2 protein-coding genes and 1 pseudogene are annotated in these 25,245 nt (G+C 73.2%); all 3 read right to left on the minus strand.

The window, feature by feature from the left end; genetic code table 11:
- Window positions 1-90 precede the first annotated feature (90 nt).
- Window positions 91-10,659, minus strand: a pseudogene (locus IEZ20_RS40395) (type I polyketide synthase); the annotation flags it as partial.
- Between the two features lie 51 nt (window positions 10,660-10,710).
- Window positions 10,711-21,576, minus strand: a complete 10,866-nt coding sequence (locus IEZ20_RS18320; RefSeq protein WP_189299855.1) for a type I polyketide synthase — start codon at window positions 21,574-21,576, stop codon at window positions 10,711-10,713.
- 163 nt (window positions 21,577-21,739) lie between these two features.
- Window positions 21,740-25,245: SDR family NAD(P)-dependent oxidoreductase (locus IEZ20_RS18325; RefSeq protein ID WP_189299857.1), on the minus strand; the 3,506-nt coding region annotated here is incomplete at its 5' end.

Here is a 25,245-nt window from a genome sequence, read left to right on the forward strand (position 1 = left end):
GATGCGCGCCGGAGATACGCCTCCGCGTTGAGCACTCCCTGGGCTCCTTTCGCCGTTCGTTTCCACCTTGTGGCTGGTGTCGATTTCCCGTCACACGGCCACCCCGGAGAGACCAGACGCTTCCTCGCCGAAGAGCCGCCCGTACAAGTGGGCGGCGATCAGCGCCGGCGTCGGGTAGTTGAAGACCAGTCCAGGCTCGAGCTTGGCACCGAGCGACTTGTTCATTCTGTTACGCAGTTCAAGCGCAGTGAGCGAGTCGAGGCCGATCTCGAAGAGGCCCTGGTCTGCATCGATCAGCTGGGCCGTCTCGTAGCCGAGGACGATTCCCACCTCGGTCCGTACGAAATCGACGAGGGCCGTCGCCCGTTCAGCCGGGGGCAGTTCCACGAGTTTTTCGGTGAGCCGAGAACGCTCGTCGCCCGAAACAGTCGACCGCGCAGCCTTCCGCCGGGCCGCGACCAGCCCGCGAAGGAGTGTGGGAGTCTCCCGGCCCGCGGCGGCATCGGCCCGCAAGGCTCGCAGGTCCAGCTTGGTCGGGACGAGCAGGGAGCGGTCGCTGTGCAGGGCGGCGTCGAACAGCTCCAGGCCTTCCGCGGAAGTCATGGGCTGCACCCCACCGCGCCGGTTCAACCTTCTCTGGAGGACCTCGTCGGCGTGGTTCGCCCCCATACCCGTGGTCTGCAACCACGGGCCCCAGGCAAGGGACAGCGCAGGCAGGCCGTCAGCGCGGCGCCTAGCCATCAGACCGTCCATGTAGGCGTTGGCAGCAGCATAACTGCCCGTACCAGCGCCCATGAAGATCGCGGATACGGATGAATACACGACAAACGCGTCGAGGTCTGGAGCGAATACTCGGGTGGCCTCGTCCAGTCGACGTGTCGCCGTCACCTTCGCTGCGAACACTCTCTCCAGACTGTCCCGGTCGATCTCACCGATGACTCCGACATCGATAAGGCCGGCGGCGTGAACGACAGCAGAAAGCCGGTGCTTCACCCTGGACGGCTCGGTCAGCCCGGACAGCAGGGTCTTCAGTGCCTCCGAATCGGCCACGTCACAGGCCGGGACAGCGACCGACTCGGCGCCCAGTGCGTGGAGTTCGGCGACCAGATCCTGAGCGCCGTCCGCCTCCAGACCACGCCGACTGGTGAGGACGAGGTGGCGGATGCCGTGCTTGGTGACAAGGTGACGGGCCAGCGCCGCACCGAGAGCGCCGGTGCCGCCGGTCACCAGGACTGTGCCCTCCGGGTCCAGCACCGTACCAGTGGGCGAGGCGGATGACGCCGGAACGCCGACCCGGGTGAGCCGGGGAACATAGAACCCTGTGCCACGCAGCGCGACCTGGGGCTCACCAAGCGCAAGAACAGTGCCCAACAGTGCGGCGAGGGTGGTGCTTTCAGAGGCCTCTGGCGCTTCGGCGGCTGGGGTGGATTCGTCGGCTTCTGTGTCCAGCAGGATGATCCGCTCCGGGTGTTCCGCCTGCGCGGCGCGCACCAATCCCCACACGGCGGCACCAGCCGGGTCGGTGACGGTGGCGTCGCCTCCCGCCGCCACGGCGCCCCGAGTGACCACCACCAGCCGTGTACGTTCGAAGCCGCCACCTGCGAGCCACGTCTGGACGGCCTCCAGGACCCGGTCGGTCAGGTCCAGCGGGCTGACGTCCGAGCCCTTGGTGGCGGCCGTCAATATCACTGCCTCGGGCGCGCCAGACACCCCGGTCAGCACCTCGTCGGCCAGGGTGGCCACCTCTTCGGCGGACGTGACCGACGCCCAGGATGGCACCGACTTGGCTGTACGCGTGCTCACGGCCGGCAGTTCGGTCCAGTCCACACCGAACAGTGCGTCGCGGCTGTCGTCGGCCGTCATCCGGCCCAACTGCTCGACCGACACGGGTCGGGAGATCAGCGATTGCAGGCTGAGCACCGGACTACCCGTCGAGTCGGCAGCCTCGAGAGAGAGGGTGTCGTCGACGGACCGCACAATCCGCACGCGCAGCTCGGAGGCACCGGTGGCGTGCAGGCGCAGCCCCGTCCAGAAGAACGGCACGGGTATGCCGGCTTCTGTGTCGGCACGGTCCTCGTCCACCGGGTCCGCAAGCACCGCGGCCAACGTGCCGGAGTGCAGGGCGGCGTCCAGCAGCGCGGGGTGAACGCCGAAGCGACTCGCGTCGCCGCGCTGCTCGTCGGGCAAGGCGATCTCTGCGAAGACTTCCTCGCCACGCCGCCACACCGCACGTACACCCTGGAACGCCGGACCGTAGCCGTAACCCACCGCTGCCAGAAGATCGTAGCCACCCGCGACCGGAAGCCTCTCGGCGCCGGCCGGCGGCCAGACCGAGACATCGAAGCCCGCCATGTCCGCACCCCCGGCCAGGTCCGCTCCCAGCCGGCCGGTGGCATGACGGGTCCAGACGTCGCTGTCGTGATCCCCGGTGGTGTCCTCGGACGCCGAGTACACGGCGATCGTGCGGGTGCCGTCCTCGCCGGGGCCGCCGACGGTGACCTGGACACGGACACCGCCCTGCTCAGGCACCACGAGCGGCGCCTCAATCACCAGCTCCTCCACCACACCGCAACCGACCTCGTCACCAGCACGAACCGCCAGCTCCACCAGGCCCGTACCAGGCAGGAGCACAACCCCGCCCACCAGGTGATCGCCCAGCCACGGGTGCGTACGCAGGGACAGCCGGGAGGTGCACAGGACACCACCGGTCTCCGGCACCGCCACCACCGCGCCCAGCAACGGATGATCAGCACCCGTCAGGCCCAGTCCGACAGCGTCGAGGTCAGGAACCGGACGCAGCCAGTAGTGCTGGTGATCGAAGGCATACGTCGGAAGATCGACCCGCCCGGCCTCGGCACCGGCCGGCAGCATTGCCGCCCAGTCCACGACCACACCCCGGACGAAAAGCTCGGCGGCCGCGGTGAGCAGGGTCTGCGTTTCGGAACGACCGTCTCGAAGCGCGGCGATGCAGGCCGCCCGCTCACCAGCGGACTCCTGCACCACACCCGACAGGGCGGCACCGGGGCCGAGCTCGACGAAGACCACGTCACCGCCGCCATCAGCGGTGCCGCCCGCCGACACGACACCGTCGGCGAAGCGGACCGTGCGGCGCGCGTGATCCACCCAGTAGCGCGGGTCGGTGAGTTGCCCCGGCTCGGCGAACCGCCCGGTCACGTTCGACACCACCGGGAACCTCGGCTCCGACCACGACACCCGCGACAGCACGGCGGCGAACTCGCCGAGCATCGGCTCCGTCAGGACCGAATGGAAGGCATGGGAAACGGCCAGCCGCTTGGTCTTGTGGCCCCGCTCCGCCAGCTGCGCCGCCACCGCCAGCACGGCATCCTCGACACCGGAAAGCACCACCGATGCCGGACCGTTGACCGCCGCCAGCTCCACACCCTCGCCCAGCAGGCCGGCAACCTCATCCTCCGAGGCCGCCACGGCGACCATCACGCCGCCGGCCGGCAGCGCCTGCATCAACCGGCCCCGAGCCGCCACCACCGCAGCCGCATCCGCGAGCGACAGAACCCCAGCCACATGCGCCGCGGTGATCTCACCGACCGAGTGGCCCATCACCGCATCCGGCTTCACACCCCACGACTCGACCAGCCGGAACAGCGCCGTCTCCACCGCGAACAACCCCGCCTGGGTAAACACCGTCTGCCCCAGGTCACCGGCGTTGCCGAGGACCACGTCCCTGACCGAATGCTCCACCCAGCCCGACAGCTGCCCGTCCAGCGCCGCGCACACCTCGTCGAAAGCGTCGGCGAACACCGGGAACCGGTCGTACAACTCACCCCCCATACCGGCTCGCTGCGAACCCTGCCCCGGGAACACCAGCACCGTACGGACCGAACCGCCGGCACTACCGCTGACAACCCCAGGGCTCGACTCACCCCGCGCCAGCACACCGAGCCCCGCCAACGCCTCCTCACGCGAACCGGCCACCACCACCGCACGCTCGGACAGCACCGCCCGCTGAGCGACCAACGCACCCGCCACACGCGGCAGGAACACGTCCTGGCCACCGAGGAACTCCGCCAGTCGCTCCGCCTGCCCCGCCAGCGAGCCAGCACTCCGCGCCGACACCACCAACGGCACCACACCGTCCACGACATCCACCACAGGCACAGGCACAGGCTCCGCCTCAGGCTCCGGTGCCTGCTCCAGAATCACGTGCGCATTGGTTCCGCTCAGGCCGAATGAGGACACCGCCGCCCGGCGCGGCCGTTCGACCTCCGGCCAGGCGCGGGCCTCGGTGAGCAGTTCGACCGCGCCGACCGTCCAGTCGACCTGCGCGGAGGGCGCGTCCACGTGGAGGGTCGCAGGCATGACACCGTGCCGCAGGGCCTGTACGGCCTTGATCACGCCGGCCACCCCGGCGGCGGCCTGGGCGTGCCCGATGTTCGACTTCAGCGAGCCGAGCCACAGCGGCCGTTCCGGGTCCCGGTCACGGCCGTACGTCGCCAGCAGGGCCTGCGCCTCGATCGGGTCGCCGAGGACCGTGCCCGTGCCGTGGCCCTCCACCAGGTCCACGTCCGCCGGGGTCAGCCCGGCGGCGGCGAGCGCCTTGCGGATCACCCGTTGCTGCGAAGGCCCGTTGGGCGCGGTGAGCCCGTTGGAGGCGCCGTCCTGGTTGACGGCCGAGCCGCGGAGGACCGCGAGGACCGGGTGCCCCTGGCGCCGCGCCTCCGACAGCCGTTCCAGTACGACCACACCCGCGCCCTCGGCCCAGCCCGTGCCGTCGGCGGCGTCGGCGTACGACTTGCACCGCCCGTCCGAGGCCAGCGCCCGCTGCCGGGAGAATTCCATGAACATCCCGGGCCCGGCCATCACCGTGCAGCCACCGGCCAGGGCCAGGGAGCACTCGCCGTTGCGCAGGGCCTGCGCGGCCAGGTGCAGGGCGACCAGCGAGGAGGAGCAGGCGGTGTCCACGGTCACCGCGGGGCCCTCGAAGCCGAAGACGTACGACACCCGGCCGGAGGCCACACTGGCCCCGGCGCCGGTCAGCGCGAAACCGCCGACCTCCTCCGGCAGGTCACCGCCCGAGTAGTAGTCGACGCCCATGATGCCGCTGAACACGCCGACGTCGGTGCCCTTGAGCGCGGTGGGGTCGATCCCGGCCCGCTCCAGCGCCTCCCAGGAGGTCTCCAACAGCAGCCGCTGCTGCGGGTCCATGGCCACCGCCTCGCGGGGCGAGATCCCGAAGAACACCGGGTCGAACAGCGGTGCCTCGTGCAGGAAGCCGCCCTGGGCGACGTAGGGGGTGCCGGCGTGTCCGGGGTCGGCGACGAAGACCTCGTCGAGGTCCCAGCCGCGGTCCGTGGGGAACCCCGTGACGCCGTCGCGGCCCTCACGGACCAGGCGCCACAGGTCCTCGGGGCTGCCGACTCCGCCGGGCAGCCGGCAGGCCATGCCCACCACGGCGACCGGCTCGTCCGGGTCGTGCGGCACGGCCATCGGCGCGGGCGCGGCCGGGGTCACACCCTGGAACTCCTCGTGGAGGTACCGGGCGAGGGCGAGCGGGGTCGGGTAGTCGAAGACGGCGGTGGCAGGCAGGTTGAGTCCGGTGGCCTCGCGCAGCCGGTTGCGCAGTTCGACGGAGGTGAGGGAATCGAACCCGGCGTCCTTGAACGCCGTTTCGGCCCTGACCCCCTCCGGCCCGGCGTGCCCGAGAACGTTTGCGGCATGGGTGCGGACCAGGTCGAGCAGCAGCGCCTCCCGCTCGGCGGGGGCCAGCCCGGCCAGCCGCCCCGCCAGTCCGTCCCGGCCCTCGCGTCCGCTCCCGCGCGCGGCACGCCGGCCCGGGCGGACCAGCCCGCGCAGCAGCGGCGGCACGGTGGCCCCGCCGGTGGCGTCGGCCCGCAGCCCGCGCAGGTCCAGTTTGACCGGCACGAGCAGGGCGTGCCCGCTGCCCAGCGCCGCGTCGAACAGCTCCATGCCCTCCTCGGGGCCGAGGGCCAGCACGCCCCCCCGGCGGCTCATGCGGCTGCGGGACAGGTCGTCCAGGCCGGCGCCCATGCCGGTGGTCTGCTCCCACAGGCCCCAGGCGAGGGACTGTGCCGGGAACCCGGCCGCCCGGCGGCGTGCCATCAGCGCGTCCATGCAGGCGTTGGCGGCGCCGTAACTCCCGGTGCCCGCGCCTAGGAAGACACCGGAGACGGACGAGTAGGTGACGAACGCGTCGAGGTCCGGGGCGAGTTCGCGGGTCAGCGCGTCCAGGTGCTCCACGGCCGTCACCTTCGGCGCGAACACCCGCTCCAGCCGCGCGGGGTCGATCTCCCCGACCACGCCCGCGTCGAACACACCGGCCGCGTGGACGACGGCGGTCAGCCGGGGCTTCCCGGGCCCGGTCAGTCCGGCCAGCAGGGCCGCCACCGCGTCCCGGTCGGTCACGTCGCACGCGGGCACCGCGACCGACTCGGCGCCCAGCCCCTGAAGCTCCGCCACCAGCTCCCGCGCTCCCTCGGCCTCCGGGCCGCGCCGACTGACGAGGGCGAGGTGGCGGATGCCGTGCCGGGTCACCAGGTGCCGGGCGAGCAGCCCGGCCAGGGAGCCGGTGCCGCCGGTGATCAGGACCGTGCCGTCCGGGTCGAGCACCGGCTCGGCCGGGGCGGCCCCGGCGACCCGGGCGAGGCGCGGCATGTACAGCGCCGGACCGCGGACGGCCACCTGCGGTTCGCCGGTCGCCAGCACCGCGTCGAGGTCCACCTCGTCCGTCTCGGTGTCGACGAGGACGATCCGGTCCGGGTTCTCCGCCTGCGCGGCCCGCACCAGACCCCAGACGGCCGCCCCACCGGGATCGGTGGCCGTCTCCTCTCCCCCGGCCGGCACCGCACCCCGGGTCACCACGACCAGCCGGCCGTCCTCGGTGGCCCGGTCGTCCGCGAGCCACGCCTGTACGGCCTCCAGCACCCGGCCCGCCAGCGTCACCGGGGTCTTTCCGGCCGCACGGGCGTCGACCACCGACGCCACACCGGCGCCGGCACCGGCCACGGGCGGCAGCTCGCTCCACTCCACCCGGTACAGCGCGTCGGTGCCGGGTGCACCGGCCGCCGCTTCGAGCTGCTCGCTGGAGACGGCCCGCGAGACCAGCGAGTCCAGGGTCAGCACCGGGCCGCCGGTGTCGTCCACGGCCTCGAGCGACAGCGTGTCCGGGTCGGGCCGCAGCAGCCGTACCCGGATCGACGTGGCACCGGAGGCGTGCAGCGTGAGCCCGTTCCAGGCGAACGGCAGCCGCACGACCGCCTCCTCCTCCGCCGCAGCACCGTCGGCCACCTCGGCAGCCGCGTCAAGGATGCTCGCGTGCAGCGCGGCGTCGAGCAGCGCCGGATGAATACCGAACCCGACGGCGTTCTCCCGCTGCTCCTGCGGTACGACGACCTCGGCGAACAGCTCGCCCTCGCGCCGCCAGACCTTCCGCACGCACTGGAACGCCGGGCCGTAGCCGTAACCCGCGCGCGTCAGCTTCTCGTAGCCGCCGGAGATGTCGACCTGCTGGGCGCCCGGCGGGGGCCAGGCGGTGAAGTCGAAGGTGTCGGTGGGGGTGGCGGCCGTGCTGAGCGTGCCGCTGGCGTGCCGGGTCCAGGCGTCCGGACCGCTCTCCGTGCCGACGTCCTGGCGCGTGGAGTACACCTCCACGCTGCGGGCGCCGGTCTCGTCCGGCCCGCCGACGGCGACCTGGACCCGTACGGCACCCTGCTCCGGGACCACCAGGGGCGCCTCGATGACGAGCTCGTCCAGCACTCCGCAGCCGACCTCGTCACCGGCCCGTACCGCGAGTTCCACCAGCCCGGTGCCGGGGACCAGCACCACTCCCCCGATGGCGTGGTCCGCCAGCCAGGGATGCGTGCGCAGGGACAGCCGGGAGGTCAACACCAGCCCGTCGGACTGCGGCAGCTGCACCACCGCCCCCAGCAACGGATGATCCGCCGCGCCCTGCCCCAGGGCGGTGGCATCCATGAGGGGGCGGGGGGCCGGGAGCCAGTAGGGCTGGTGGTCGAAGGCGTACGTCGGGAGGTCCACGTGTGTTTCGGTGGCGCCCTTCGGGAGGGCTGCCGCCCAGTGCACCTCGGTGCCGCGTACGAAGAGGTGTGCCACGGCCGACAGGAGGGTCTGAGCCTCGCCGCGCTCGTCGCGCAGGGCGGGCACGCTCACCGCGTCCTCGCCGGCCGACTCCGTGATCGCACCGGTCAGCGCTCCGCCGGGGCCGAGTTCCAGGAACACCGACCCGCCGGAAGCGGCGATCCCCTCGGCGAACCGGACCGGACGGCGCACGTGCTCCACCCAGTAGCCCGGATCCGTCAACTGGCCCGGCTCCGCAAGCCGGCCCGTCACGTTGGACACCACCGGGATCGACGGCTCGCTCCAGGTCAGCCCATCCAAGGCCGCGGCGAACTCCGCCAGCATCGGCTCCATCAGTGCCGAGTGGAAGGCGTGCGAGACGGTGAGCCGCTTGACCCGGCGGCCCTGCTCGCGCAGCCTCTCCGCAACAGCGAGAACCGCCGCCTCATCACCCGACAGGACGACCGAACCGGGCGCGTTCACCGCCGCCAAGTCCACACCGGCACCCAGGTGTTCGGCGATCTCCGCCTCGGTCGCGGCCACGGCGACCATCGCACCACCCGCCGGCAGGGCCTGCATCAACCGACCCCGCGCCGCGACCAGCGCCGCCGCGTCCTCCAGCGACAGCACCCCGGCCACATGCGCGGCGACGACCTCGCCGATCGAGTGCCCGGCCACCACGTCCGGCCGTACACCCCAGGACTCCACCAACCGGAACAACGCCGACTCCACCGCGAACAACCCGGCCTGGGTGAACACCGTCTGGCCCAGCAAGCCCGCGTCCCCGAAGATCACATCCTTGACCGACTGCTCCAGGCCGAGCTGCCCGTCCAATGCCGCACAGGCGTCGTCCAACGCCCGCGCGAACACCGGATACCGTTCATACAACTCACGCCCCATGCCAACCCGTTGAGACCCCTGCCCCGGGAACACGAACACGGTCCGGCCGTTGACGTCCGAGCCCGTCACCACGACCGGTGAGGACTCACCCGCAGCCAGCGTCTCCAGCCCGGCCACCGCCTCCTCACGCGACCCGGCGACGACCACCGCCCGCTCCGACAACACCGCCCGCCGGGACACAAGCGCCCCCGCAACCGCCGCCAACGGCACATCGGTCTCGCCCACGAACGCGGCCAACCGCCCCGCCTGCCCCGCCAGCGCACCGGCGCTCCGCGCCGACACCACCACTGGTGTCGGGCCCTCAGCGGGGGCCACCGGCTCGGCAGTGGGCTCCTCCGGTGCCTGTTCCAGGATGACGTGCGCGTTGGTGCCACTGACGCCGAAGCCGGAGACGCCGGCACGGCGCGGTCGGTCCAGTGGCGGCCAGTCGCGGGCCTCGGTGAGCAGTCGTACGGCGCCCGTATCCCAGTCGACGCGGGGGGACGGTTCGTCGACGTGCAGGGTGGCCGGGAGGACGCCGTGCCGCATGGCCTGGATCATCTTGATGACGCCGGCGACGCCCGCGGCTGCCTGAGTGTGCCCGATGTTGGACTTCAGCGATCCGAGCCACAGGGGCTGCTCGCGGTCCTGGCCGTAGGTGGCCAGGAGGGCCTGGGCCTCGATCGGGTCGCCGAGGACCGTGCCCGTGCCGTGGCCCTCCACGGCGTCCACGTCGGCGGGGGCCAATCCGGCCGCGGCCAGGGCCTTGCGGATGACCCGTTGCTGTGAGGGACCGTTGGGGGCCGTCAGGCCGTTGGAGGCGCCATCCTGGTTGACCGCTGTGCCGCGTACGACGGCCAGCACCCGATGCCCCTTGCGCTGCGCCTCCGACAGTCGTTCCAGGACGACGACTCCCGCGCCCTCGGCCCAGCCCGTGCCGTCGGCGGTGGACGAGTAGGCCTTGCAGCGGCCGTCGGCGGCCAGGCCCCGCTGCCGGGAGAAGTCGATGAACAGGCCGGGTGTGGCCATGACGGTGGCGCCGCCCGCCAGGGCCATCGTGCACTCGCCGCGCCGCAGCGCCTGCACGGCGAGGTGGATGGCGACCAGGGAGGACGAGCAGGCGGTGTCGAGGGTGACGGCGGGGCCCTCGAAGCCGAAGACGTAGGAGATGCGGCCGGAGGCCACGCTGGACGCGGCGCCGGTGCCGGTGAAGCCCTCCAGCTCAGGCGGAACGCTGCCGCCGGCGAAGTAGTCGACGCCCATGATGCCGTTGAAGACGCCGACGTCCGTTCCCTTCAACGACAGGGGATCGATGCCGGCCCGCTCCAGCGCCTCCCACGACGTCTCCAGCAGCAGCCGCTGCTGCGGGTCCATCGCCAGCGCCTCACGCGGTGAGATGCCGAAGAAACCGGCGTCGAACAGGCCGGCGCCCCGAAGGAACCCGCCCTGGTCGACGTAGGAGGTGCCGGTTGACTCGGGGTCGGCGTCCAGCAGGGTGCCGAGGTCCCAGCCGCGGTCGTCCGGGAAGCCGGACACTCCGTCACGGCCCTCGGCGACCAACTCCCACAGGTCTTCAGGCGAGTTGACGCCGCCGGGGAGCCGGCAGGCCATGCCCACGATGGCGATCGGCTCGCGCGACGCGGCCAGTAGCTGCTGGTTCCGCTTCTTCAGCGTGCCGACCTCTTCCAGCGACTTCCGCAGCGCCTCGACAAGCTTCTCGTAGGAAGCACTCACTGTCCCTGCCCCAATCTGTCGTGTGCCGTGTCAGCCTTCGAGGGATTCGCTGTCGCCGAGCGCGAGGTGTACCAGGTCGTCGACGTCCAAGTCAGCCAGTGCTCCCTGCGTGGTGTCCGGTTCGTCGGGCGCGGGTGCGCCGTGTTCAATGGCGGCCAGTTGGACCAGCGCGTCCAGCAGGCCGGCTTCTCGGAACCGATCCAGCGGGAGGGTGAGCAGCGCGTGGCGCAACCGTTCCTCGTCCGCCTCCGCCGTCGACCGCTGCCCGACGGCGCCCTCCGGGACGAGTTCACCGTGCAGGTGGCGGGCCAGGGCGAGCGGCGTGGGATAGTCGAAAACCACGGTGGCGGAGAGGTTGACCCCGGTCGCGGCGCGCAGTCGGTTGCGCAGTTCCACGGAGGTGAGGGAGTCGAACCCGGCGTCCTTGAACGCCGTCTCAGTCCCGACGCCGTCCGCTCCGGCGTGACCGAGTACACCGGCCACATGCCCGCGGACGACGTCCAGTAGCACGGCCTCCTGCCGGTCGCGGTCGAGACCCGCCAGCCGACGCAGTAGGCCGTCCCCGCCGTCGCCGGCCACGGCCCGCGCCGACTGCCGCCCGGCTCGGACGAGTTGGCGGAGCAGCGGCGGCACTCCGGAGCCCGTGGCCGCCTCGGTGCGTACGGCTCTGAGGTCCAGCTTGACCGGGACCAGCAGTGTGTCGCCGCCGGTCAGGGCCGCGTCGAAGAGGGCCAGGCCCTCCTGCGGGGCGAGCGGCAGGATGCCACCGCGCCGGTTGCCGCGGGTGCGGGCCGCCGCTTCCGTGCCGGCGGTCATCCCGGTGGTCTGTTCCCAGGGCCCCCAGGCCAGCGACAGCGCGGGCAGGCCGGCCGCCCGGCGCCGGGCCATCGCGGCGTCCAGCCAGGCGTTGGCGGCGGCGTAGTTGCCCTGCCCGGCCGAACCGAACAGCCCGGAGGCGGAGGAGAACACCGCGAACGTCGTCAGGTCCCGCGTGCGGGTCAGCTCGTCCAGGTGGTGTACGGCCGCCACCTTCGGCGCGAAGACGTGGGCCAGGCGCTCCCGGTCGAGCGTGCCGATCACGCCATCGTCCAGGACGCCCGCGGTGTGCAGGACTGCGGTCAGCGGATGCTCGTCGGATACGGAGTCCAGCAGGGCGGCGACCGCCTCGCGGTCGGCGATGTCGCAGGCGGCCACGCGTACGGTCGTCGCGCCGAGCGCGGTCAGCTCGGTGACCAGTTCCGGCGCGTCCTCGGCGTCCGGGCCGCGCCGGCTCGCCAGCACCAGGTGCCGGACGCCGTGCCGCTCAACCAGGTGCCGGGCGAGCAGGGAGCCCAGCGAGCCGGTGCCTCCGGTGACGAGGACGGTGCCGTCCGGGTTCCAGCTCGGGTCCCTGGGGGCGGTGGCGGCCCGTACCAGGCGCGGGGCGCGGAGGGTCGTACCGTGCAGCGCGAGCTGCGGTTCGCCGGCCGCCGCAGCGGTGGTGAGGAGGGCGGCGAGGGAGTCGTCGTCCTCCAACGGCGTGTCGGTGTCGATGAGCGTGATCCGGTCGGGGTTCTCCGCCTGGGCGGCCCGTACGAGCCCCCAGACGGCCGCCCCCGCCGGGTCGGTCACGGTGTCCTCACCGGCGGCGGGCACCGCGCCCCGGGTGATGACCACGAGCCGGGACTCCGCGAGCCGCCCGCCGGCCAGCCAGGCCTGCAGGACGTCCAGGACCCGGGCGGTGCGCTCCAAGGCGTCGTCGGAGCCGTCGGCAGGTACGACCAGCAGCTCCGGCACGGTGTCAACGGCCAGATCGGCGGCGGTGGCGACCCGCGCCCAGGCCGGCGCCGGGGTGCCCGAGCGGGTCGGCACGGTGACGTCGGTCCACTCCACGCGGAACAACGCGTCAGCGCGGGGCGCGCCGGCCGCGGCCTGCAACTGCTCGGCGTTGACCGCGCGGAACACCAGGGACTCGGTCGTCAGCACCGGCTCACCGGTCTCGTCGGCGGCCTGGACCGCCACCGCGTCGGGCCCGGACGGTGCCACCCGCACCCGCAGCGCCGAAGCGCCCGAGGCGTGCAGCGCCAGCCGGTTCCAGGCGAACGGCAGGACCGTGCCGGGTGCGTCGCCGGGAGCGGTCGCGTCGGCCGGGGTGACGAATCCGTTGGCGTGCAGGGCGGCGTCCAGCAGGGCGGGGTGGATGCCGAACCGGGCCGCTTCCTCACGCTGCCCGTCCGGCACGGCGACCTCGGCGTACACCTCGCCACCGCGCCGCCACACCGCCCGCAGGCCCTGGAACACCGGGCCGTACGTGTACCCCTTCTCGATGAGCCCGGAGTAGAAGGCGTCGACATCCACCTCGACCCGCTCGGCGCCGGGCGGCGGCCAGGCGGTGAAGTCGAAGGTGCCGCCGGTCGCCGGGACCGTGCTGGTGAGGGTGCCGGTGGCGTGGCGGGTCCAGGCGTCGGTGCCGATCTCGCCGACGGCGTCCTCACGGGCCGAGTAGACGGCCACCGTCCGCGCGCCGTTGTCGTCCGGACCTCCCACGGCGACCTGCACCCGGACACCGCCCTGCTCGGGCACGACGAGAGGGGCCTCGATGACCAGTTCGTCCAGCACCCCGCACCCGGCCTCGTCACCGGCACGCACCGCGAGTTCGACCAACCCGGTACCGGGCACCAGCACCACCCCGCCCACCGCGTGGTCCGCCAGCCACGGATGCGTACGCAGCGACAACCGCGACGTGCACAGCAGACCGCCCGTCTCCGGAACCTCCACGACCGCACCGAGCAGCGGATGGTCGGCCGTGCTCTGACCGAGCGCGACCGCGTCCGTGGCCGGTGCCGTCTGGAGCCAGTAGTGACGGTGCTCGAAGGCATACGTCGGCAGGTCCACCTGAGCCTCAGTGGCACCCTTCGGCAGGACCGCCGCCCAGTCGACCCGCGCGCCGCGGACGAACAGCTCGGCCACCGACAGCAGGAGTGTCTGTGCCTCGTCGCGGTCGTCGCGCAGGGCGGGCACGCTCACCGCGTCCTCGCCGGCCGACTCCGCGATGGCACCGGTCAGGGCGCCGCCGGGGCCCAGCTCCAGGAACACCGATCCGCCGGAGGCCTTGATGCCGTCCGCGAAACGGACGGGACGACGGACGTGCTCGACCCAGTAGGCCGGGTCGGTCAACTGGCCCGGCTCGGCCAGCTCTCCCGTCACGTTCGACACGACCGGGATCACCGGCTCGTTCCACGTCAGCCCCGACAGAGCCTGCGCGAAGTCGGCCAGCATCGGCTCCATCAGCACCGAATGGAAAGCATGCGAGACCGTCAGCCGCTTCACCCGGCGACCCTGCTCGCGCAGCTTCTCCGCGACGGCCGTGACCGCTCCCTCGTCACCGGACAGGACCACCGAACCCGGAGCATTCACCGCCGCCAAGTCCACACCGTCACCCAGGTGCTCGGCGATCTCCACCTCGGTCGCGGCCACCGCGACCATGGCACCACCCGACGGCAGCGCCTGCATCAACCGACCCCGCGCCGCCACCAGCGCCGCCGCGTCCTCCAGCGACAGCACCCCGGCCACATGCGCGGCGACGACCTCGCCTATCGAGTGCCCGGCCAGCACGTCCGGCCGTACACCCCAGGACTCCACCAGCCGGAACAACGCCGACTCCACCGCGAACAGCCCGGCCTGGGTGAACACCGTCCGGTCCAGCAGACCGTCACCCGCGTCACCGAAGACCACGTCCCTGACCGAGTGATCCAGGTCGAGCTGCCCGTCCAGGGCGGCGCAGGCCTCGTCCAACGCCTGCGCGAAGACCGGATACCTGGCGTACAACTCGCGTCCCATACGGGCTCGTTGGGAACCCTGCCCCGGGAACACGAACACGGTCCTGCCGTCGGTGTCCGAGCCGGTGACGACGAACGGCGAGGCCTCGCCCGCGGCCACCGACTCCAGTCCGGCCACCGCTTCCTCCGGCGACCCGGCGACGACCACGGCCCGCTCGGACAGCACCGCCCTCCGGGACACCAGCGCTCCCGCAACGGCTGTGAGGGGAAGCTCCGTTCGGCCGACGAACTCCGCCAGTCGTGCCGCCTGCCCGGCAAGGGCGCCGGCGCTCCGCGCGGAGACGAGCAGCGGCACCATGCCGTCGGCCGGGGTCACCGGCTCGGTGGCGGGTTCCTCCGGTGCCTGCTCCAGGATCACGTGGGCGTTGGTGCCGCTGACACCGAAGCCGGAGACGCCGACGCGGCGCGGCCGGTTCACGTCCGGCCACTCGCGGGCCTCCGTCAGCAGTTCGACCGCTCCGTCCGACCAGTCGACCTGGGAGGTCGGGGTGTCGACGTGCAGGGTGGCGGGCAGGATGCCGTGTCGCATGGCCTGGACCATCTTGATCACTCCGGCCACGCCCGCGGCCATCTGGGTGTGCCCGATGTTCGACTTCAACGAGCCCAGCCAGAGGGGTTGTTCGCGGTCCTGGCCGTAGGTGGCGAGCAGGGCCTGGGCCTCGATCGGGTCGCCGAGGACGGTGCCGGTGCCGTGGCCCTCCACCGCGTCGACGTCCGCCGTCGTCAGCCCGGCGTTGGCGAGCGCCTTGCGGATGACCCGCTGCTGCGACGGACCGTTGGGGGCGGTGAGGCCGTTGGACGCGCCGTCCTGGTTCACCGCGCTGCCCCGCACCACCGCCAGGACCCGGTGACCCTTGCGCCGGGCCTCCGACAGCCGCTCCAGTACGACGACTCCGGCGCCCTCGGCCCAGCCCGTGCCGTCGGCCGCGTCCGCGTACGACTTGCAGCGGCCGTCCGAGGCCAGACCCCGCTGCCGGGAGAACTCGACGAAGGTGCCGGGGGTGGCCATCACGGTGGCTCCGCCGGCGAGGGCCATCGAGCACTCGCCGCCGCGCAGGGCCTGGGCGGCGAGGTGGATCGCGACGAGGGAGGAGGAGCAGGCGGTGTCGACGGTGACGGCGGGGCCCTCGAAGCCGAAGACGTAGGCGACGCGTCCGGAGGCCACGCTGCCCATGCCTCCGGTGCCGGTGAAGCCCTCCAGTTCGGGCGGCACCGGGCCGGAGGTGCCGTAGCCCTGGCCCATCAGGCCGGAGAAGACGCCGACGTCCGTGCCCTTCAGGGAGAGCGGGTCGATACCGGCCCGCTCCAGTGCCTCCCAGGACGTTTCGAGGAGGAGCCGCTGCTGCGGGTCCATCGCCAGCGCCTCACGCGGGGATATGCCGAAGAAGCCGGCGTCGAAGAGGGCTGCGTCGTAGAGGAAGCCGCCCTGGCTCACGTAGGACGTGCCGGCCTGGTCCGGGTCGTCGCTGAAGAAGCCGCTCAGGTCCCAGCCGCGGTCGTCGGGGAAGCCGGACATCGCGTCGCGGCCCTCGGACACCAACCGCCACAGCTCCTCCGGGCTGTTGACGCCGCCGGGGAGGCGGCAGGCCATGCCGACGATCGCGATCGGCTCGTCCGGGTCGGCGAGCGCGGGGGCCGTCGCCGGTGCCGGGACGGTCGCCGTCGTCTCACCCAGCTCGCCGTGCAGATGACGGGCCAGGGCCAGCGGGTTCGGGTGGTCGAAGACGGCCGTGGCGGCCAGCTTGAGGCCGGTGGCCTCGCGGAGCCGGTTGCGCAGTTCGACCGAGGTCAGCGAGTCGAACCCGGAGTCACGGAACGCCGTGTCCGGCTTGATGCCCTCGGGGCCGGCGTGGCCGAGCACGGTCGCCGCGTGCGTGCGCACCAGATCCAGCAGCAGCGCCTCCTGCTCCGCTGCGCCCAGTCCGGCGAGCCGGTCCGCCAGGCCGCCGCCGCTGTCGCCGGCCGCGGCCCGCACGGTCTGCCGGCCGGTGCGCACCAGGCCGCGCAGGAGAGTGGGGACCGCCCGGCCGGCCCCGGCGTCGGTGCGCAGCTGCCGCAGGTCCAGTTTGGCCGGGACGAGCAGGGCCTCGCCGGTGCGCAGGGCGGCGTCGAAGAGGTCCATGCCCTCCTCGGGGGACATGGGCAGGACACCGCCGCGCCGGTTCATCCGGCTGCGGGTGAGGTCGTCCATGCCGGCCGCCATGCCGCCGGTGGCCTGGTCCCACAGACCCCAGGCGAGGGAGGTGGCGGGCAGGCCCGCGGCCCGGCGCTGGTGGGCCACGGCGTCCAGGAAGGCGTTGGCCGCCGCGTAGCTGCCTGTGCCCGCGCCGAGGAAGACGGAGGAGACGGAGGAGAAGACGACGAACGCGGCCAGTTCCGGAGCCAGTTCGCGGGTCAGCTCGTCCAGGTGCCGTACGGCGGTCACCTTCGGTGCGAAGACGCCCGCGACCTGTTCGGGCCGGATGGTGCCGATCACTCCGGCGTCGGCGATACCGGCGGTGTGCACGACCCCGGTCAGCGGGCGTCCGCCCCGGCAGGCCTCGGTCAGCAGGGCGGCGACCGCGTCGCGGTCCGTGACGTCGCAGGCGGCCACCGTGACCTCGGCGGCGCCGAGTCCGGTGAGTTCCGCGACCAACTCGGCTGCTCCGTCGGCGGCTTGGCCGCGGCGGCTGGCGAGGACGAGGTGACGGATGCCGTGGCGGACGACCAGGTGCCGGGCCAGCAGTCCGCCGAGCGAGCCGGTACCGCCGGTGATCAGGACCGTGCCCTCCGGGTCCAGCGCGCGGGGCCCTTCGGCGGCCCCCCGGTCGGGACCGCCGGCCGCGGTGGCGCGGGCGAGCCGGGGGATGTACAGCATCTCGCCGCGCAACGCCAGTTCGGGCTCGGAGTCGGTCGTCAGGTGGCCGAGGACGGGGGCGAGTTCGGGGGTGAGGTGTCCGTGTGCGAGGTCCAGGTCGAGGCCGAAGTCCGGGTCGGGGGCGAGGTCCGGGTCGGGGTGGGGGCCGGGGGCGACGTCGGGGTCGAGGTCGATGAGCACGATGCGGTCCGGGTTCTCGGACTGCGCGGCCCGGATCAGGCCCCACACCGCGCCGCCCGCCGGATCGGTGACGGCTCCGTCGGCGCCGGCAGGCACGGCGCCACGGGTGGCCACCACCAGCCGGGTCGGCTCCAGGGCGGGAGCGGCCAGCCAGGCCTGCACCGCCGCCAGCACCCGGTTCGTCAGCGCCAGCGCCGGGTCGTCCGCGCCCTGGTCGTGGGATGCGAAGGCCTCCAGGACGACGAGCGTGGGCAGCTCCTCCGCAGCGCCCTCCGCCAGGGCGGCGACATCGGCGGCCGAGCGCACCCCGGCCCAGACCGGCTGCTCACCCGCCGGGGTGGCGGCTCCGGGCAGCGCGGTCCACTCGACGCGGAACAGGGAGTCGTCGCTCGCCGTACCCGCGGCGCTCTCCAACTGTCCGGCGGCGAGCGGTCGTAGCTCCGCCGACTCCGCGCGCAGGACCAGCCCGCCGGCCTGGTCGACCGCCTCCAGCGCCAGCGCTTCCCGGCCGAGCGGCGTGATCCGTACCCGCAGCGCCGTGGCGCCGACGGCGTGCAGCGCGAGACCGCGCCAGGTCAGGTACTGCCACACCCGGGAGCCGCCGTCGGCCACGGCCGCGTCCAGCAGGGCCGGGTGCAGGGCGGCGTCCAGCAGCGCCGGGTGGAGTCCGAACCGCTGGGCCTCCTCACGCTCATCCTCGGGTACGGCGACCTCGGCGAGGATCTCCTCACCGAGCCGCCAGAGCGCCCGTACGGCCCGGAAGGCGGGCCCGTGCTCGTAACCGCGCCGGACCAGTCCGCCATACAGCGCCTCCACGTCGACGCGCTGGGCACCGGGTGGCGGCCAGGCACCGAAGTCACCCCGCGGGCTCTCGCCGGGCTTGGGCGTCGCCGTCAGCACACCGGTGGCGTGCCGGACCCAGGCCTCCGCCCCGACCACCTCGGTGGCGTCCTCGCGTGTCGAGTACACGGTGACCGTGCGGCAGCCGCTCTCGTCCACGCCGCCGACCGCGACCTGGACGCGTACCCCGCCCTGCTCCGGCAGCACCAGCGGGGCGGCGACCGTGAGTTTGTCCACGGTTCCGCACCCGACCTCGTCACCGGCCCGCACGGCCAGCTCGACCAGGGCAGCGGCGGGCACGAGGACCACCCCGCCGACGGTGTGGTCCGCCAGCCAGGGGTGCGTGCGCAGGGACCACCGCGAGGTGCACAACACACCGCCGCTCTCGGGTACTTCCACGACCGCACCGAGCAGCGGGTGGTCCGTGGGCGCCTGCCCGAGGGCCGTCGCGTCGGTCGCTCCGTTCAGCCGGAGCCAGTAGTGCCGGTGGTCGAAGGCGTACGTCGGCAGGTCGACAGGGGTGTCGCCGCTGCCCTCGGGCAGCACGGCCGTCCAGTCCACGGCCACGCCCTTGACGAACACGGCGGCCATCGACGCGAGCAGCCGCCGCAGACCGCCCTCTTCACGGCGCAGGGACCCGGTGACGACGGTGTCGGACTCCACCGTCGCCTCGTCCACGATCTCGTTGACCGGCTGGACGAGGACCGGATGGGCACTGGACTCGACGAACACCGTGTGGCCCTCGGCCAGCAACGCGGCCACCGCCGGGCCGAAACGCACCTGACTGCGCAGGTTCCGGTACCAGTAGCCGCCGTCGAGCACCCCCGCCTCACGCACCCACTCACCGGTGACCGTGGAGAAGAACGGCACCAGCGGGGCCTGGCTGCGGACGTCCGCGAACGCCTCCGCCAACGCGCCCTCGATCGCCTCGACATGACGAGTGTGCGAGGCGTAGTCCACCGCCACCCGCCGGACACGGACACCGTCGGCCTCCAGCACGGCCAGCGCCTCGTCCAGCGCCTCCGCGTCACCGGCGACCACCACCGAGGTCGGACCGTTGACAGCCGCGACCTCAACGCGCCCATCCCAGTCGGCGATCCGGGCGACAGCCTCTTCCTCGGACAGTGCCACCGAGGCCATCCCGCCCCGGCCCGCCAGCTCCCCGGCGATCACCCGACTACGCACCGCGACGATCCGGGCCGCGTCCTCCAGCGACAGGGCTCCGGCGACACAGGCGGCCGCGATCTCACCCTGCGAGTGACCCACCACCGCATCCGGTACGACACCCACCGACGCCCACACCGCCGCCAGACCGACCATCACCGCGAAACTCGCCGGCTGGACGACATCGACCCGGTCCAGCAGATCGACATCACCGCGCAGAACGGCCGTAAGGTCCCAGTCCACCCACGGCTCCAGCGCCCGGGCACACTCCTCGACCCGCTCCGCGAACACCGGCGAGGACTCCAGCAACTCCCGGCCCATCCCCAGCCACTGCGACCCCTGACCCGGAAACACCAGCACCGTCCGCCCAGCAGCCCCCGCACCACCGCTCACCACGGCAGGACTGCTCTCGCCGTTCGCCAGCGCCGCCAGCCCGGCCACCGCTTCCTCCCGCGACCCGGCGACCACCACGGCCCGTTCGCCGAGCAGGGCTCGTTGGGAGACGAGAGCGGCCGCGAGATCCGGGAGGGAGACGTCCGTGCCGGCGGTGAACGCGGCCAGGCGGCCGGCCTGGCCCGTCAGGGCCGTTTCGGAGGCCGCCGACACCACCAGGGGGACCACGCCGTCGGCCGAGGGCACCGGCTCCGCAGCCGACGGTTCCTCCGGGGGCTCTTCAAGGATCAGATGGGCGTTGGTGCCGCTGACGCCGAAGGAGGAGACGCCGGCCCGGCGCGGGCGGCCGGTCCGGGGCCAGTCCCGCTCCTCGGTCAGCAGCTCGACGGCCCCGGCCGACCAGTCGACCTGGGAGGAAGGGGTGTCGACGTGCAGCGTGGCGGGCAGGACACCGTGCCGCATCGCCTGGACCATCTTGATGACGCCGGCCACACCGGCGGCGGCCTGCGTATGGCCGATGTTGGACTTCAACGAACCGAGCAGGAGCGGCCGTTCGCGGTCCTGGCCGTAGGTGGCGAGGAGCGCCTGCGCCTCGATCGGGTCGCCGAGGACCGTTCCCGTGCCGTGGCCCTCGACCACGTCCACGTCCGCCGGGGTCAGGCCCGCCTCGGACAGCGCCTTGCGGATGACGCGCTGTTGGGAGGGGCCGTTGGGAGCGGTCAGGCCGTTCGACGCGCCGTCCTGGTTGACGGCCGACGCGCGGACGACGGCGAGCACCCGGTGGCCGTTGCGGCGGGCGTCGGACAGGCGCTCCAGGACGACCACGCCCGCGCCCTCGGCCCAGCCGGTGCCGTCGGCCGCATCGGCGTACGACTTGCAGCGGCCGTCGGCGGCCAGCGCGCGCTGCCGGGAGAACTGCATGAACATACCGGGGCCGGCCATGACGGTGGCACCGCCGGCCAGGGCCATGGAGCACTCCCCGCGCCGCAGGGCCTGCGCGGCCAGGTGCATGGCGACCAGGGAGGAGGAGCAGGCCGTGTCCACGGTCACCGCGGGGCCTTCGAGACCGAAGACGTACGAGATGCGGCCCGAAGCCACGCTTCCGGTGGTGCCGGTGCCGGTGAAGCCCTCCAGCTCCGGCGGGACCGGGCCGCCGGTGGCGTAACCCTCGTTGATGACGCCGACGAACACGCCGGTGTCCGAGCCCTTGAGGGTCAGCGCGTCGATGCCGGCCCGCTCCAGCGCCTCCCAGGACATTTCGAGGAGGAGCCGCTGCTGCGGGTCCATCGCCACCGCCTCACGCGGTGAGATACCGAACAGTCCCGCGTCGAAGAGGGCCGCCTCGTGCAGGAAGCCGCCCTGGTCGACGTAGGACTTGCCTGTTTTGTCGGGGTCGGCGTCGAACAGCTCCTCCAGGTCCCAGCCTCGGTCGGTCGGGAACCCCGAGACGCCGTCGCCGCGTTCGCGGACGAGTCGCCACAGGTCGTCGGGGCCGGTCACCCCGCCGGGCAGCCGGCACGCCATGCCCACGATCGCGATCGGCTCCGCCTTCTCGGCCTCAAGTTCACGGACGCGTTGCTGGGAGCGGCGCGCGTCGGCGAGAACGCGCTTGAGGTAGTCGCGAAGCTTGCTTTCATCCGCCATTGCGGGTCAGCTCCTAGTTGGGGCTAAGGCGTCAGGTGGACTGCGGGGCGGGCGTGGACATGGCCGGACTGGACGGCCGGTGGGTTCTGGCCGGGGGGCCGGCCGCTAGCGGGCTGGGGGCTGGTCGGCTGGTGACTGGGGGCTGGTCGGCTGGTGGCTGTGGTCAGTGGCCGAACTCGGTGTCGATCAGCTCGAACAGTTCGTCGTCGGAGGCGGAGTCGAAGTCCACGCCCTCCTCGGCGTGCTGTTCGGTGACGTTCGCCGTGGACCAGGTGGTCAGCAGGCCCTGGAGCCGGGTGGCGACCTGGGCACGGGTGGTGTCGTCGGGTGCGGTGTCGGACAGCAGCACCTCCAGCTTGCTGAGTTCGGCGAGCAGGGGGTGCGTGGTCGGGGCGGCCTGGTCGCCCGGGGCCAGCCGGTCGTGCAGGTGACGGGCGAGGGCGAGGGGGGTCGGGTAGTCGAAGACGGCGGTGGCGGGCAGGTTGAGGCCGGTGGCCTCGCGGAGCCGGTTGCGCAGTTCGACGGAGGTGAGGGAGTCGAACCCGGTGTCCTTGAACGCCGTCTCGGCCCTGACCTGGTCCGCCCCGGTGTGCCCGAGGACGGTCGCCACCTGGCCCTGCACCAGCGTCAGCAGCAGGTTCTCCTGCTCGGCCGGGGAGAGCGTGGCCAGCTTGCGGGCGAGTCCGCCGGAGTCCCCGGCACCGGCCCGGGCGGCCTTCCGGCCGGTCCGGACCAGTCCCCGGAGCAGGGGCGCGACACCGGCACCCAGCGCGGCGTCGGCGCGCAGCGCCCTCAGGTCCAGTTTCACGGGCACCACCAGCGCCTCACCCGCCGACAGGGCCGCGTCGAGCAGCTCCATGCCCTCCGCGAGCGTGAGCGGTACGACGCCTCCTCGCCTGCCGGTCCGGTTCCGTGCGGCCTCTCCGCCGGCCGTGTCCTGGCCGCCCGTCGGCTCCCACGGGCCCCAGGCCAGCGAGACGGCGGGCAGTCCGGCCGCCCGGCGCCGGTGGGCGACCGCGTCCAGACTGGCGTTGGCCGCCGCGTAACCGCCGGTGCCCGCGCCCAGGAAGACGGAGGAGGCGGAGGACAGCAGAACGAACGCGGCCAGTTCGGGGGCGAGTTCGCGGGTCAGCTCGTCCAGGTGCTGAACCGCCGTCACCTTCGGGGCGAAGACCCGCTCCATCCGGTCCTGGTCCATCTCGCCGATCACCCCAGCGTCGAAGACACGCGCCGCGTGGACGACACCGGTCAGCGGACGGGCGTCCGGTACGGCGGCGAGGAGCGCGGCGACCGCGTCACGATCGGTGACGTCGCACGCGACCACGGACACGGCGGCACCCCGCTCCCCGAGTTCGGCGACGAGCCGATCCGCGCCCTCGGCCTCCGGACCCCGCCGGCTCGCCAGCAGCAGATGCCGCACACCGTGCCGCTCGACCAGGTGCCGGGCGACCGCGCTGCCGAGCATTCCGGTGCCACCGGTGATCAGGACCGTGCCCTCCGGGTCCAGCAGCGGCGCCTCGGAGCCTCCGGCCGCGGACAGCCGGGCCAGCCGCGGCATGTACAGCGCCGGACCGCGGACGGCCACCTGCGGTTCGCCGGTCGCCAGCACCGCGTCGAGGTCCACCTCGTCCGTCTCGGTGTCGACGAGGACGATCCGGTCCGGGTTCTCCGCCTGCGCGGCCCGCACCAGACCCCAGACGGCCGCCCCACCGGGATCGGTGACCGCCCCCTCTCCCCCGGCCGGCACCGCACCCCGGGTCACCACGACCAGCCGGCCGTCCTCGGCGCCCTCATCCGCCAACCAGCCCTGTACGGCGGCCAACACCCGCCCCGCCAATGCCACGGGGGTGTCGTCTCCGCTGGTACGGGCCTCGACCACCGTCACGTCCGGGACCTCACCGGCACCGGACGCGGGCGGCAGCTCCCTCCACTCCACCCGGAACAGCGCGTCGTCCGCGCCGGTGCCGGCCGCCGCCGTCAGCTGCCCGGCCGGGACCGGCCGTAGCGTGACGGCCTCCGCCGTGACGACCGTGCCGCCGGCCTCGTCGGCGGCCTGGACCGCCAGCGCCCCGGAGGCGGACGGCGCGAGGCGCACGCGCAGCGCGGTGGCACCCTCGGCGTGCAGCTCCAGCCGGCTCCACTCCAGCGGCTGCCGGACCTCAGCGTCGTCCGTCGCCCTGGCCCCCAGCAGCGCCGGGTGCAGGGCGGCGTCCAGCAGGGCGGGGTGGATGCCGAACCGGGCCGCCGCGTCCCGCTGTCCGTCCGGCAGCACGACCTCGGCGAACAGCTCGTCGCCGCGCCGCCACAGTGCCCGCAGCCCCTGGAAGACCGGACCGTATTCGTAGCCGCTCCGGAGCAGTCGCTCGTCCGCACCGGACAGGTCCTCCGCCTGCGCGCCGGGCGGGGGCCAGGCGCTGAAGTCGAAGGCGTCGGGAGTGGTCGGCGTACCGGTGAGGTGTCCGGTGGCGTGCCGGGTCCACGCGCCCGCGCCGATCTCGCCGACGGCGTCCTCCCGCGCGGAGTGGACGGCCACCGGGCGGCGCCCCTCCGCGTCGGGGGCTTCGACCGTGACCTGCACCCGCACGCCGCCCTGCTCCGGCACGACCAGCGGGGCCTCGATCACCAACTCGTCCACGACACCGCAGCCGACCTCGTCACCGGCCCGCACGGCCAGCTCCACCAGCCCGGCACCGGGCACGACCACCACTCCCCCGACCGCGTGATCGGCCAGCCATGAGTGCGTGCGCAGGGACAGCCGCGAGGTGAAGACCAGCCCGTCCGACTGCGGCAACGGCACCACCGCACCGAGCAGCGGATGGTTCGCCGTGCTCTGACCGAGCGCGACCGCGTCCGTGGCCGGTGCCGTCTGGAGCCAGTAGTGACGGTGCTCGAAGGCATACGTCGGCAGGTCCACGTGCGCTTCGGTGGCACCCTTCGGCAGGACCGCCGCCCAGTTCACCTTGGTTCCGTGTACGAAGAGACGGGCCACGGCCGACAGGAGGGTCTGTGCCTCGCCACGCTCGTCGCGCAGGGCGGCCACGCTCACCGCGGTGTCGTCGGCCGACTCCGTGATGGCGCCGGTCAGGGCGCCGCCGGGGCCCAGCTCCAGGAACACCGATCCGCCGGAGGCCTTGATGCCGTCCGCGAAACGGACGGGGCGGCGGACGTGCTCGACCCAGTAGGCAGGGTCGGTCAACTGGCCCGGCTCGGCCAGCTCTCCGGTCACGTTCGACACGACCGGGATCACCGGCTCGTTCCACGTCAGCCCCGACAGAGCCTGCGCGAAGTCGGCCAGCATCGGCTCCATCAGCACCGAGTGGAAAGCATGCGAGACGGTCAGCCGCTTGACCCGGCGGCCCTGCTCGCGCAGCTTCTCCGCGACAGCCGTGACCGCTGCCTCATCGCCGGACAGGACCACCGAGCCGGGCGCGTTCACCGCCGCCAAGTCCACACCGTCACCGAGGTGTTCGGTGATCTCCGCCTCGGTCGCGGCCACCGCGACCATCGCACCACCCGACGGCAGCGCCTGCATCAACCGACCCCGCGCCGCTACCAGCGCCGCCGCGTCCTCCAGCGACAGCACCCCGGCCACATGCGCCGCGACGACCTCACCGATGGAGTGCCCGGCCAGCACGTCCGGCCGTACACCCCAGGACTCCACCAGCCGGA

This window comes from Streptomyces cinerochromogenes, assembly GCF_014648635.1.
GTDB lineage: Bacteria > Actinomycetota > Actinomycetes > Streptomycetales > Streptomycetaceae > Streptomyces > Streptomyces cinerochromogenes.